This window comes from Bradyrhizobium sp. T-1 (assembly GCF_053592855.1).
In genome coordinates this window covers 184,429-198,231 of the sequence record NZ_JBSGOX010000002.1, presented here as the reverse complement: position 1 = coordinate 198,231, position 13,803 = coordinate 184,429, and the positions used below count along the sequence as shown (strand labels likewise).

9 protein-coding genes and 2 pseudogenes are annotated in these 13,803 nt (G+C 59.5%); 6 read left to right on the top strand and 5 right to left on the bottom strand.

Annotated features, from left to right (window positions below):
• The first annotated feature begins 89 nt into the window (after nt 1-89).
• The 3 genes and pseudogenes from ACWAT4_RS40295 to ACWAT4_RS40285 all read left to right on the top strand — a co-directional run.
• Entirely contained in the window at nt 90-950 is an 861-nt protein-coding gene (locus tag ACWAT4_RS40295; protein ID WP_128929693.1) for a tyrosine-type recombinase/integrase, read from the top strand.
• A gap of 9 nt (nt 951-959) precedes the next feature.
• Nucleotides 960-2,138: an IS91 family transposase gene (locus tag ACWAT4_RS40290; RefSeq protein ID WP_128955091.1), complete on the top strand. Its 1,179-nt coding sequence runs from the start codon at nt 960-962 to the stop codon at nt 2,136-2,138.
• 374 nt (nt 2,139-2,512) lie between these two features.
• Nucleotides 2,513-3,525, top strand: a pseudogene (locus ACWAT4_RS40285) (IS701 family transposase); the annotation flags it as partial.
• Between the two features lie 50 nt (nt 3,526-3,575).
• On the opposite strand, the gene ACWAT4_RS40280 reads toward ACWAT4_RS40285, so the two are convergent.
• Nucleotides 3,576-3,812, bottom strand: a complete 237-nt coding sequence (locus ACWAT4_RS40280; RefSeq protein ID WP_128929695.1) for a response regulator transcription factor — start codon at nt 3,810-3,812, stop codon at nt 3,576-3,578.
• Between the two features lie 2,008 nt (nt 3,813-5,820).
• Here ACWAT4_RS40280 and ACWAT4_RS40275 point away from each other — a divergent pair.
• Nucleotides 5,821-6,935: pseudogene (locus tag ACWAT4_RS40275) on the top strand (IS630 family transposase).
• A 411-nt stretch (nt 6,936-7,346) separates the two neighbouring features.
• Here the strand turns inward: ACWAT4_RS40275 and ACWAT4_RS40270 are convergent.
• From ACWAT4_RS40270 to ACWAT4_RS40255, 4 genes are all read right to left on the bottom strand, one after another.
• Nucleotides 7,347-8,141 (bottom strand): phosphosulfolactate synthase, encoded by a 795-nt coding sequence (locus ACWAT4_RS40270; RefSeq protein ID WP_206733162.1) that lies wholly within the window; start codon nt 8,139-8,141, stop codon nt 7,347-7,349.
• Nucleotides 8,141-9,418: a 2-methylaconitate cis-trans isomerase PrpF family protein gene (locus tag ACWAT4_RS40265; protein ID WP_206733161.1), complete on the bottom strand. Its 1,278-nt coding sequence runs from the start codon at nt 9,416-9,418 to the stop codon at nt 8,141-8,143. The genes ACWAT4_RS40270 and ACWAT4_RS40265 overlap by 1 nt, the downstream gene beginning before the upstream one ends.
• Nucleotides 9,363-10,775 (bottom strand): MmgE/PrpD family protein, encoded by a 1,413-nt coding sequence (locus ACWAT4_RS40260; RefSeq protein WP_128929697.1) that lies wholly within the window; start codon nt 10,773-10,775, stop codon nt 9,363-9,365. The genes ACWAT4_RS40265 and ACWAT4_RS40260 overlap by 56 nt, the downstream gene beginning before the upstream one ends.
• Nucleotides 10,776-11,349: 574 nt before the next feature.
• Complete coding sequence (locus ACWAT4_RS40255; protein ID WP_164933831.1) at nt 11,350-11,526, bottom strand: hypothetical protein; 177 nt, start codon at nt 11,524-11,526, stop codon at nt 11,350-11,352.
• A 355-nt stretch (nt 11,527-11,881) separates the two neighbouring features.
• Here ACWAT4_RS40255 and ACWAT4_RS40250 point away from each other — a divergent pair, with 355 nt between their 5' ends.
• Together ACWAT4_RS40250 and ACWAT4_RS40245 are read left to right on the top strand one after the other, a co-directional pair.
• The gene (locus tag ACWAT4_RS40250) at nt 11,882-12,808 is read left to right on the top strand and encodes a Bug family tripartite tricarboxylate transporter substrate binding protein (protein WP_164933830.1); all 927 of its coding nucleotides are present in this window, start codon (nt 11,882-11,884) and stop codon (nt 12,806-12,808) included.
• Between the two features lie 189 nt (nt 12,809-12,997).
• Nucleotides 12,998-13,798, top strand: a complete 801-nt coding sequence (locus tag ACWAT4_RS40245) for an IclR family transcriptional regulator domain-containing protein (RefSeq protein WP_164933829.1) — start codon at nt 12,998-13,000, stop codon at nt 13,796-13,798.
• Nucleotides 13,799-13,803: the final 5 nt, after the last annotated feature.

Genomic DNA, 13,803 nt, shown 5'->3' with positions numbered 1-13,803 from the left:
GGCATGTAGGGAGGCATAGCAAGGATTGCCTCCTGTCTGAGAGGATTGCGGGTTTTCGAAGCCCAACCCTTCAGACAGGAGGTTTTCCGATGGCTGAGATCAGCCCACTTCGCCGCCGCATGATCGAGGACATGACGGTCCGCAATCTGTCACCGGCGACGCAGCAATCCTACCTCAACGCCGTAGCGAAGTTGAGCCGGTATTTCGGTCGCTCTCCCGACCGCCTTGACCTGGAGGATATCCGTGCCTTCCAGGTTCATCTGGTGGCGACGGGGATGTCCTGGCCGGCGCTGAACCAGATCGTGTGCGCGCTGCGGTTCTTCTACGGTGTGACGCTTGGTCATGACACCGTTCCGGAGCGCATCGCCTATGCGCGCCAACCGCGCAAACTTCCGGTCGTGCTGAGCGCCGACGAGGTCGTGCGCTTCCTGGAAGCAGTCCCGAGCCTGAAGAGCCGTACCGCGCTGACCACGGTCTATGCCGCCGGACTACGCGTATCGGAACTGGTCCTCTTGAAGGTTGTCGACATCGACAGCCAACGGATGCTGATCCGGGTCGAGCACGGGAAGGGCGGCAAGGACCGTTACGTTATGCTCTCGCCGCAGCTTTTGAGGATTCTGCGGACGTATTGGCGGCTCACTCGGCCAAAGCGATGGTTGTTTCCCGGCCGCGACGACGAGCGTCCGCTCGTCCCGAACGTGCTGCACGCCGCCTGCCGTTCAGCTTGTGCGGCGGCCGGCTTGAGCAAGTCGGTGACGGTGCACACGTTGCGGCACACATTCGCGACCCATCTCCTGGAGAGCGGGGCCGACGTGCGCATCATCCAGGTGCTGCTCGGCCATGCCAGCCTGGCCAGCACGGCGCGCTATACCCAGGTCGCCACCAAGACCATCAGCAATACGCCAAGTCCGCTGGACCGGCTCCACCTGGAGGTCGTGCCGCCCGGCTGAGCGGGCGCCATGGCTCCGGTTCTGGAAGTGGCGGATATCTTCCGCCGCCACGGCGAAGTGTTTCGACAAGCCCGTGCCGAGCATCTGGGCCGCGTCGAGCGGCGCGTCATGGGCGCGATCACGGCATGCCGGACGGCTGTGCTCGGCGGCCACGTCGAGCAGTGCGATGACTGCGGCGCCACACGCATTGCCTACAACTCCTGCCGCAATCGGCATTGCCCGAAGTGCCAGGGCGCGGCGCGCGCGCAATGGCTCGCCGAACGGCAAGCTGAACTCCTTCCCGTACCGTATTTCCACGTCGTCTTCACCATGCCGGCCCTCGCCGGAGGGATCGCCTTCCAGAACAAGGCCGTCGTCTATGCCATCCTGTTCCGCTGCGCAGCCGAAACGCTCACCACCATCGCAGCCGACCCCAAGCATCTCGGCGCTCAGCTCGGCGTGACTGCCGTCCTCCATACCTGGGGCCAGACCCTGCAACACCATCCGCATATCCACTGCGTCGTGCCGGGCGGTGGACCCTCGCTCGACGGCACACGCTGGGTCGCTTGCCGGCCCGGCTTCTTCCTGCCAGTGCGCGTCCTCTCCCGGCTGTTCCGCCGCCTGTTTCTGCAAGAGCTGCAAGCTGCCTACGCGGCTGGCCAGCTGAGCTTCTTTGGCGCTCTCGCCCATCTCACCGATCCCGCTGCATTCGCCGCGCGCCTTAATCAACTTCGACGGACCGACTGGGTCGTCTATGCCAAGCCACCATTTGGCGGGCCCGAACAGGTGCTGGCTTATCTCGGCCGCTATACGCACCGCGTCGCCATCGCCAACAGTCGGCTGATCTCGCTTGCCGACGGCAAGGTGAGCTTTCCCTGGAAGGACTATCGGCAGAATCGTAAAGCCAAAGTGATGACGCTTGATGCCGATGAGTTCATTCGGCGCTTTCTGCTACACACCCTGCCGGACGGCTTCCATCGCATCCGCCACTATGGCTTCCTCGCCAATGGCGGACGCAACGATAAAATCGCTCTCTGCCGTCAACTCCTTGCTGTCCGCAACGCGCCGACTGATCAAGAAGCCGGCGACGATCCCCTCACCACATGTCAGATCCCCGTCTGCCCGCATTGCGGCGGCACCATGCGCCGCGTCGATGTCGTCCCGCGAGCCCGTGCCCACGACCATCCGTTTCGTTGTGATACGTCATGACCAGCGCCTGCACCATCCACCTCTTCTGTGATCACCTTCGCGGTGGCAACGTCCGAAGTCGCCGTGGCCGCACTCGTCTCCGAACACCCGGCCAATCGTTCGGCCACGCATCCCAGCGCAGCAAATCGCTCGCTGGATCGCGCCCTTGGCCCGATCAATCCGGCCGCTCACATCCGATGAACGTCTCGCCGACGCCCGGCGACCACAGGCGCGCCTTCCCCGCAGCCGCACCCGCTGCACTATTCCCATAGCGCCCACAACTCCGCAGCTTCGTTCAATCCGGCTTCTATGAGGTCGCACCCACGACCGAGCGCGCGGCTCGCGCCTGCCACGCGACCTCACAGAACCCTCAAGATTCCCGAATCAATTTTTCAATGATTCATGGGTGGTCGGCTCTTGGAGGGCTGACCATGCCAGGATGGGAAGACGAACTCGAACGCTGGTTGATGCCGTTCTTGGACCGGCTGGGTCATAAGACCCGGCAGCGGATGTGTCCTCTGTATGTTGCGGGATTGATCGGTCCCGGCGATCGTAAGAGCGTTCAGCCGATGGCGGAACGCCTTGCCACCAGCACCTACGACCAGTTGCACCATTTCATTGCGGACGGTGTCTGGGACGCGACGCCGCTGGGGACAGAGTTGCTCAACCAGGCGGATCGACTTGTCGGCGGCAGGGCTGCGGTGCTGGTTATTGATGACACCTCACTTCCCAAGAAGGGTGAGCGCTCGGTCGGTGTTGGGGCTCAATACGCCTCGGCACTCGGTAAAACGGCAAATTGCCAGACACTGGTGTCTTTGACGCTTGCGAGCGGCGAAGTGCCCGTGATGGTCGCGTTACGTCTCTTTCTGCCTGACAGTTGGACAAGCGACGTATCTCGTTTGAAGCGCGCTCGCGTGCCAGTCGAACATCGAACGCCACGGTCCAAGCCGGAGATTGCTTTGGCCGAGATTGACCGCGCGATAGCAGCCAACGTGCGCTTTGGATATGTGCTGGCGGTGCAGGATACGGTCTCAGCGTACCGTTTCGACTAGGGCTAACAGAGCGCGGGCTGGTCTGGGCTGTCGGAATCCCTCGGCACCTGAAAGTGTACCCGGTCGATGTGAAGCTCATTTGGCCGATTACCAAAGCCCGCGGGAAACCACGAAAGCACCACGTGCCTGATATCTTGTCGATTGGCGCAGAACAAATGCTGGCCAGCGCCAAATGGAAAGCCGTGAGCTGGCGCAGCGGGACCAAAGGTCGGCTGACAGCCCGCTTTGCTGCTCTCCGTGTCCGCACCGCCGACGGCCCTCCTCAGCGGATTTGGGATAAGGGTCAGCAGCATCTCCCGGGCGACGAAGCTTGGCTCATTGGCGAGCAACGTGCCTCAGGGGATCGGAGGAGGTTCACATTCCCGGGACTTGAGGACGTCGCAAAAGCTCGACGTCGCGCTAGTCCTTATCCTCGTCGCGTTTCCTGCGACGGATCTGGGATCAGCTTGAGGCGTATCGCCTTGATGATACCCTGGACGCGGGTCCTCGTAGCAAGCTTTCGCAGGGCGTTCTTATGATAATTGACCGTATTCTCGCTGATCTTCAGTTCCCTCCCAATTGCCCAAGACGATCTCCCTTCTGCCGCGAACTGCAGGCATTGTTTTTCGCGCTCGGATAGCTTTATTGACGTATCGTGGCTCATGTTTGAGGCGCTCCGTATCAAGATCAGATCGCAATGCCGAGACAGCAAGCCCCATGCCAATGGGGGGTTGAGAAAATCAGGCGGGAGGAAATGATTGAGAAAGGGCGGACGATCGATTTGCGTCCCCTTAGCGGTCGAAGCATTACGACATAGGTCGGAAGCTCAACGTCCCCTTTGCAGCATCGGCTACAATGATCGATATCGATCAAGAAGAGCGCGGCCTAGAACGGGACCGTTTTGCTCTCTTCTTCTGCGGCGACAGCGCGGTGTGTAACTGAACAGTGTCCGCTGCGTTCACGAGGATATGAAAGCTCCCTACCACGATACGTGCTGGAAGATGCGTCGCACCATCATGAGCAAGTCGCGAACTCGGATCGTCTCGAGGCTGACCAGAGCTAAGACTGCTGAGTCGATTAGGATTACCGGTTGCCGAATGGATGCGCCTTTTTGACTTTCTGCCACCCAGATCCACCATCCTGTCATCCGCCGCGATCGGCTCGCGGCGGAAATACGCCATGCTTGGGTCATAGGGCATATGGTGCAGCTGCATAAGGCCGGATGCTTATAGTAGGGGTAGACGTTCGCGCCCGTGGTCCACAGCACGATCCTGGCGTCGACCCGGTCCGCAAGCTCACAAACCTGCCAAAGCGCGATTGCGCCGCCTCCTGGTCCGGCTTAAGTTGCGGAAGCCGTGGAAATACCAGGAAGATTTGCTCTATTGGCTTGGCCCTGGACTTGCAATTCAGAGAAGTAGCAGGATTCTCCACCGTCTTGAGCTCGAGGTTGATGAAGGTGTCGGTTCGACGTTCGGCGAGCTCCCGTCGTGAAGTTCGACCTCGACAGCAGCGCCGCTTAGTTGGTGTAGGAAGGTCAGTGGGTTTCCTTCATCGCGTTGGCATAGACGCCGCTGAATGTCCTCCGGCGTTATGGCATGAAAGGCGCGACGTTCTCCTCACGAACTCCGAATCCGAGTAGTCGTGGATTGCCTAAAATCGCTGGTGCAGCTTTGAGTCCGGCTCGGACAGGTTGGTGCGGTCCTCGGCAAGCGCAGGTCCTTCCTTTCCGTGTAACCGGACAGGCAGACGTCGGCGATCAGTGCGGTCAGGATCTGTAAGGGTGCTTGCGCAGCCAGCGAAGCGACAGGAGCGTTGAGCAAGCGGGCGATCCTGCTTCTGGCTCTGCTCGCATCATTATCAATGCGGAAGGGGGTTGCCGAAACCTCGAAGGTGTCTAGTGCATGCGCCCTATTGCATTGTCGTATATCCTGGCAAAGAAACCGAACCGCTTCGGCCATGGGAGGGCCGCGGGCTATCGGCCAAAGTGCGGTACCGCTGACCTCGCCCTGTCCCTTGACGGCAGCGTGAGTAAGCGCCAGCACAATGCATATGCTCCCATCGGCATTCCCATTGTTAAAACGGAAAGCAACTTCGGTTGGTCATGTGAAGCGTACGATACAATTTTTGCTGAGCTAACTCAGAGCGCAGCTGGCTTCTAAGAGCGTCTTGCGCCATTCGTCGCAGATCAAAGCATGATCGAGATCTCACATGATATCAAACGCTGGTTGCTGGTCCTGGTTTCCAAATTGCTTTACATCTCCCGCCATGTCGACGAGTTCAGAATGTTGCGCTTCAAATCTCGCAGATCAAGCGCGTCTCATTGCGACGAGAAGCCAAAAAGCCGGAAGGTCTAGTGGCTCTGCACAGTGATTTTGACGTGTTGCGCGTCCGGCGGTCAGATTAGCTCCGGCAGGCTCTTGGGATCAACGAGGACCTCGATGCCGCGGGGTATCCTTGGCTGCCGTCTGATTAGGCCAGCTCGTTCCAGAGTCAGCACCATCTGGTGAACCGAAGGCGGGCTGACGCGAAAATACTCTTGCATGTCGGTTTCCGCCGGGGCCCTGCGGTGCAGCCGCGTATAGAGGTGGATGAAGGCAAGGTATTGCCCCTGTTTGGGCGTGAAGGTTTTTGCCGAAGGACTCACGCCGGCCATCCGATTCAGTTGTACGTGCGTGCCTCGATCAAGGAAACTCAGCCAAGTCGAGCGCACCGAACTCAAGACCCTGCTCAGCGGCGGCAAGCATGCGTCCCGCAAGCTCAAGCGAGCGCAGATTTTGCTGGCTGCCGATGCCGGGGTCGGCGACGAGGAGATCGCCAGAAGTGTCGGCGTGGGCGGCTCGACCGTGTACCGGACTAAGCGACGCTTCGTGGAACGCAATCTGGAGCGGGCGCTGAGCGAAGAGCCGCGTCCCGGGGCGGAGCGCAAACTCACGGGCAAGGAAGAAGCCTTGCTGGTGGCCACCGCCTGTGCCGGTCCGCCGGAGGGCCGTGCCCGCTGGACGCTCAAGCTGCTGGCAGGTGCGCTGGTCAAGCTCACCGAGCACAAGAGCCTGTCGCACGAGACGGTTCGGCGGCGCCTGGTCGAAAATGACCTCAAACCCTGGCGCAAGGACATGTGGTGCATTCCGCAGATCGATGGCGAATACGTCGCCCGCATGGAGGACGTGCTGGATCTTTACGCCAAGCCGTCCAATCCCGAGCGGCCGGTGGTGTGCTTCGATGAAAGCCCGGTGCAGCTCATCGGCGAGGCGCGCTAGCCAATCCCGGCCGAGCCCGGGCGGCTCAAACGTTACGATTACGAGTATCGTCGCAACGGTACGGTCAGTCTCTTCGTCCTGCTTGACGTGCATCGTCCCTGGCGCAAGGTCAAAGTCACCGAGCGGCGCGCGGCAGAAGACTACGCCCAATGCATGCGCGAGCTCGTCGACATCCATTATCCGACGCCGAGACCATCCGGGTCGTCCAGGACAATCTATCGACTCATTCTGCCGGCGCCCTCTATCAGGCGTTCCCGCCTGCCGAAGCCCGACGGATCTTGCGGCGGCTCGAGTTCCACTACACCCCCAAACGCGCAAGCTGGCTCAACATGGTCGAGATCGAGATCGGCGTCTTGCGGGGACAGTGCCTCGATCGCAGGATCGATGACCCCAAGCGGCTGCGCCGCGAAATCGCCATTTGGGAACGCCAGAGGAATGCCGCACGCTCCCGCATCAAATGGATGTTCACGACAGACAGGGCCCGCGCCAAAATGGGCCGCGCCTATCCCGACACTTCCAAAGAGTCATAATAATTGTGCAGAGACACTAGTACGGCCAGCACACTATCTGGCAAACGGGGACGAACTCGCAAAAGTTCCGCAGCTGACCGCCACCCATTGCGCGCGCAGTCAAACCGGCTGGCCGCCGCAGATTCCGAGTGCGTACGTCAGATCGTGGACGGCATGCTGCGAGAGGCCAAACCCGACAATAACACGATCTACAGCCTGGCTGGCAAGGAGATAACCACAGCGCGATCTGCCGAGCTGGCGACTAAGCCTAACGCATTCAAGCGTGGAGCACGGAATGGCGGCGACGATAGAGCACGTCGCCACCTTCATGCGCCGAGGACTCGGCCCTACGTTGCAAACAACGTCAATTTCCTGCGCGCCGCATTTGCCGTCGCTGAACTTTGTTCGCAGTGATGCTGTGACTTAAGCGTATCACTCGGCGAGAATGGAATAATTGACAGCGCGACCTATCCCGCGACGCAAACCCTCCAGTCTCAGGGCCTGCCCGGGCGCGATATTGGCAAGATTGACATCCGGGCCGAAATCCTGCAGCAGGCCGACATGTTGTTTTGGGTAGCGGTACGGATCAGCCTCAATCAAAATTCGTTCGAACCAAGGCGCGGCCGCCAGCGCCTTGAGCAGATCGGGCGCGCTTTTTGCAGCCATGTCTATCTCGGACTGCTCCACGATAATATGGTCGACGCCTCGATTGGTTAACGAAGTGACGAGACCTTCAAGTTCTTCCATCCGCATCGGCTGCTCGGGGTTCTTACGCCCAAATTCGTAGATAACCGAAAGCCCAAGGCGCTGAAAGCGCTCGATGAACGAAAGACGCTCGTTGTCGTTCAGCGTGATGTAATTTTCCGAAATCTCCAGAGAAGTGAAGCCGATCGAACACAGATGACTACTGAAGCGATCGATTTCGTTGCGCTGATAAGCATATTCGAACAGAATGCCGCCTGAATAGCAGTTCACTCCCGAGTCGCGGTACAGTTTGACGATCCGCTGCACGACCGGTTTTGGCAAAAGCAGTGCGTTCATCGCATAGATCTTGGCGAAGTCGATATACTCGGCCGCGCAATCAAGCAGATCGGCCACGCCTCGCTCTCCCGTCCAACCGAAGCCGTCCGGACCGTAGTCGATAACCGCTGTCATCCCTCGCTTGCGGGGTTTCCCCTGGCGCGCGGGGGGAACAAAGCCATCGTCGTGCGATTGCATCTCACTCATCAAGCTATCTTTCTGGCCAGAGCAGCGGCCAGCTCCTCAAACTTCCGTCGGCGAATATACACGGCCCCATCCATAATGATCCGTGCCGTACGCTCGATTTGCGCGCTCTCGATGATCGGGCCACTTGCTCCCTGAGCGATACTCGAGGCTACTCGCAGCACGCCGCTCGGATGGCCAAGTCGGACGTTCTGCAACGGCTTGCCGATGGCTGCCGCAACTACCGAGTTCGGGACCGAGCAGGCCACTGCGGTACACACCGCACCGGTGACGGCGAGCGCCTTGTGGGGGCGCTGCATGGCGAGCTGCCGAACGCAGATATCGATGTCCGATGCCGCGACCTCATGGCCACCAATAGCCGAATAGGACCTCGGCGGCGAGACCATTATTACACGCGGAATGTTTGGGCTTTTGGTGCGGGCCTCGGCTTGATCTGTCACCAGACCGAGTTTAACAGCCGCCCATCCCCTAACCTGCTCCAAGCGGGACATTAGCATTTCGTTGATGCGTAGCGCGTCCGGCGACTCGGTGCCGACTGCCCCGACATCGACCGCGTTGACAAAAACGAATGGTGTGGCCGCGTCGATCAGTGACACTTCAATGGTCTTGCCATCGATCGATATAGCTTCGCGAGCGCGCCCCGTGGGCAATAGCTTGCCTGATACGGCGCCGGCACAATTGCCGAAATCTAAACGGATCGGCGCCCCCGTATCGGGCACACCGGCGATTGCGCAGTCGCCGTCTGACAGCGGCTCACCATCGCGAACCGGAATGCGGGATACCACGACCTGCCGAGTATTGGTGTTATATATCCGCACAATCGTTTCTGGCTCGACCGCATCGATCAAACCGCGACGGATAGCGAACGGCCCGACCGCGGCAAGCATGTTACCGCAGTTGCCACCTGTCGAAACCGAAGGATTATCAATGCCGACTTGGTAGAATGTATACTCGATCTCGGCATCCGGGCGCGACGACAACTTCACGACGGCGGCCTTGCTGGTCAGTGGATCTGCGCCACCGATACCATCGATCTGGCGGTCGTCCGGCGATCCATACGCCGCGAGCAGGACGGCAGCCCGTTGGACTTCATCCTGCGGCAGATCGTCGTCCAGGAACACGCCCCCCCGACTGGATCCCCCGCGCATAAATGTGCAGCGGATCGGGATTTGATCTCCGCCGCCCGCATTCATTGCGGACGGCATGACCGGATCGACGTTTGCGTTATGCTGCTCGAAGCGACGGCCCATTATCCACCACGGCAGCTTGAGGAACGACATCGGCCTTGGGTTGCTTTTCGAGCGACATCATGAGGTCGCTGATTCGACGTGCTTGCTTCTCTTCGATCACCATAGTCGTCATCGCCAAGAACTTCGCTTCCAGCTCGTCGGAGGTGAGAGGATTGGACGGTTCACCCTTCGGCTCGAGGGAGCTGCGAGTCACGACTTTGCCGTTCTTCAGCGCGATGTCGATCTGAGCCTGACGTCCGCCCAGTCCATAGGCCGCCTCCTTCTGCAACTCGATCTTCCCCATGCCCTCGTGGACAGCCGCCTGCTTGTAGCCGTCCCAATATTCCTTCAGGCCATTCTTTCCGGAGGCCAACGCCAGCGCGATGCTAAATTGCGTGCTGCCCATCGCCGCATTGAGGTTGGTAACTTTTGGCTTTGACGCCTGACGAATCGCAAGCTCGCTCATATGAACGGTAACACGATCGACATTGTCGAGACGCACGCCGTCGAGCGCGAACGCATCCTGCGCGAGGTCGATCGGGCCGTGGGCATATCGGCACGCCGCATGTGGCTTGAATCCGACTTCCATGATCGCGAAATGCTTGCCGAGGTTGTCTTGCAAGTCGTCGAGGCGGACACTGTCCGTGAAGGCATTCAAGAAGCCCTCGCGCGACTCTAGCACTTTCTTAGGACCGCTGAAGCCGCGGCTCGCCATGATCGCCGCGAGAACGCCGTTAAAGGCGGACTTACCGGGGCTAAAGGGTTTTGCCATGCAAGGATCGTCGAGATATGACTGAATGCCCGCCGACTGCATGCAAGCCAATCCGATGGCCCAGGCGATCTGTTCAGCATTGCAGCCCAGAAGCTTCGCGCACATAGCAGCAGCACCGATGGCTGAAACGGTTCCAGTCGTGTGATAACCGCGCTGGCGGTGACCGGGATTGATCGCTTTCGCGATTCGGATTGCCACGTCATAGCCTGCAACAACCGCCGTGAGGACGTCTTTACCTGAAGCGCCCGACAGTTCCGAAATTGCAAAGGCTGCCGGAACGAGAACGGAACCGGCCTTTATCAATCCAGAGCCATGCGCGTCGTCCAGCTCGATTCCGTGCCCCATCATCGCATTAACGAGCGCAGCATTGGGCGTCGGCACTTTCATGCCATGGCCAATGATGGTGCTCTGCGGCGTGCCGGCCCACTCTTTGACAAGCTCGATGACTTTATTTGCTGGCTCGCTGATAGCGGATGCAGCAATTTCATTACCAACGCCATCGCGCAGGATCAGCTTCGCCTTGTTGCTGACGTCAGCGGGAATTTCCTCGAACTTGAGCAAAGCAACGTGCTCAGCGAAACGCATCGTTAGGCCGATGAGGGCCTCAGATTGCTGGGGGGTCGACACAGAGGTCATCGAAAGGCTCCACAAAGATGATGGTAGTAGTGCATAATACTATCATTTGGCGATGTGTCAACGCTATCGGGTCTGAGCTCATGATGCGATCTCGCCCGCGGATTTCAGACGTGGCTCTGCTACAACTACTCATCTTGGCCTTTTAAGCTATCGGAACTGAACTTCCCGATGACGAAGCCATTGAAGGAGACGTCGCAAATCTAAGAAAAAGAGCGTGCGAGCGCCTTCAGGCAAGCATCGGCGGATATCGAAAGCTCCGCTGGGGCCGCTCTTTGATGCGTCGTTGCTGTGATTTTTCTGTGCGCATCCAGAAGACCCCAGATAGCGCAGGTAACGCTCGTCAGGGAGCGACGATGGCTTGCTGAGAGGCCTTCAATTCCACAGCAGCTGGTCGGCGACTCTGTTGGCTGGACGCACAAGTAGCCGCGCAGGACGTCCGAGAGCCACGCTTTGGGATCATCATCGGTCATCTTGCAGGTTCGATGATCGTGTAGACGCCCTCTAGCACGGTGATTACCGGCGTCTGAGCCGGCGAAGGTCGAGTTTCATCTGCCGGCCGACACCCTCGCGCTGTTCAGCAGCGTTGTTGGTGAGGGAAGCGGGTGAACGCGGCCCACCGGTTCAGCAGCAAGTTGATCGCTTTCGCGATGTCGGCGCGGTGCGCCGTTCGCCGGCGAATCCCTCGATCACCCCCGCGGTCGCCAGCGCAGTCGACGAACAGCTTGTCGCCGGCCGCACGCGACTGGCGCATCGCAAACCTCTCCGTCAGCATCCCGGAATTGTAGCGAGATCGTGTCGGCATCTGAGCGACCGGCGAAGAAGCTGCGCTATCGCCGCTCCTACCAACAGCGCGGAGGTCGGCATGCGCGCGAGGACTGTGCGTAATCTCGATACTTCGCTCAGCCTCTTCATCCTGGAAATGGATTCCGAGATTCTATTCTCGGGCGACGTCGGCATACCAGGGCGGGCACGGGACGACGTTTTTAGAGTTTGACGATCTCGTGCAATCTGTGCTCCACTACGTACAAATGTACGCTGAACGTACGAGCGGAGACAGCATGATTACGCGACGGTTATTCCACGTCGGCGTTATTGGGACGGCCGTCATGGCCAATGCGCCTTTTGCCCGGTCTGCCAGTTATCCGACCAGAACGATAAGGTTGGTCTGCCCATTCCCTGCCGGCGGCGTTGTCGACGTGCTGTCTCGGTCGCTAGGACAAACCCTTTCGACCGAGCTTGGCCAGACGGTGATCGTGGATAACCGCGCGGGAGCTGGGGGCATGATTGGCTCTTTAGAGGTCGCGCGCGCTAACCCTGATGGCCACACCTTGCTCTTCAATTCGTCGAGCCTTGTACAGGCGCCGGCCGTTGCCGCCCAGAAACTCTATGATGCGGTGGACGATTTCACGACGATCGGCTCGCTCGGCCGGACCGTGATGCCACTCGTGGTCCCCGCCCTGTCTCCCGCCAACACGATGGAAGAATTTGTCGCCTACGCTCGCGGCAAAAGACTTGCATACGGCACTTTTGGCGCCGGCACCACGAGCCATGCTTTTCAGCAGCTATTTTCCGACTATAACAAGCTCGAGATGGTTCATGTGCCCTACAAGGGCGAAGCGCCGATGCTCAACGATCTGTTGAGTAACCAAGTGGCCTGCGCAATGGGCACGATGAGCACGATAGCGCCTCAAATCGAGGCCCGTACGGTCAAAGCTTTGGCGATGCTATCGCCCGATGAAGTCGACGGCTTTGCAAACATTCCGACATTTAAGAACCTGGGCTATCCTGCCGAATTCGATTGGCGAGGCGGCTTCATTGGCCTGTTTGGTCCGGCAAAGCTTCCCGCGGAGATAACGGATATCCTCGAGAAGACTTTTACCAAGATCGTTTCAACCAGCGCGATGCAAAATATCATGAAGCAGAATTTCGTCGTCGGCAAGCCAAGCGTTGGTCGTGATGCCGCCTCCGAGGTCGCCGCGACGCAAGAAGCATGGACAAGTCTTGTCTCGCGGCTTGGCCTGGTTATTAACTGAAACTCAACAACCCGCCAGGAGTGAACTCCGTAATCTCGTAGAACGCCACGAGCGCAAAATGGACTTTGGCTGGTTGTCAGACGTCAGCTTCGACCCATGCAGGCACCTGCCGAATCACTGCACGCCGCAGATCGTCGTAGCCGACGCGGCAGAGACCCGGGGCTTCCGTCCAGCCGCGGAGAATGCAATATGACGAAGTTGCGAGCCGAAGACACCGAAAGACGTCAGGCAGCGGGCCGCGGGCCCGATTTCCTCGAAGTGCTATCGCGCAGCCTGAGCGTCATCGAGACACTTGGCAATCATCGCGAGCCTCCGACTATCAGCGATCTGGCAAGGGCGACGGATCTTCCCAAGCCGAGCGTCCGCAGGATCCTGCACACCCTGACCACGCTTGGCTATGCAGAGACTTCGGGTCGTACTTTCAGGCTGACGCCAAAGGTCGTCCGTTTTGCGACGTCCTACCTTGCGAGCGGCGGTCACGCCCAGGTGCTGCAGCCTGCCTGTGAAGAGCTCTCGCGGATCACAGGACAATCCTGTCTGGTCGGCGTCCTCGACGGCGCAGAGGTGCTCGTCGTCGCCTACACGATGCCCGAACAACTGATGTCGCGATCGCTAGGGGTGGGCACGCGGTTTCCCGCCTACTGCACCGCGGCCGGTCGCGTGCTGCTGGGCCAGAAGACCGAAAACGAGCTCACCTCCTACTTGGCGAAACTGAAGCCGGTCGCACAGACAGAGGCGACGCAGACCGATAAAGCAGTCATCAAGTCCGAGATCATGGCCGCGCGCAAACGCGGCTACAGCGTGATGGAAGACGAGTTCGTCATGGGATGGCGCACAGTTGCGTTCCCTTTGTATCGGCACGACGGCTCGATCTTCGGAACGCTTAATCTCAACTGCAAAAAATCGCCTACGCTGACCAATGACGAATTCGACCGCTTCGTCGGATTGTGCGGACGGAAAGCGGAATCATTGAAGTCGCTTCTCATATGAGCACC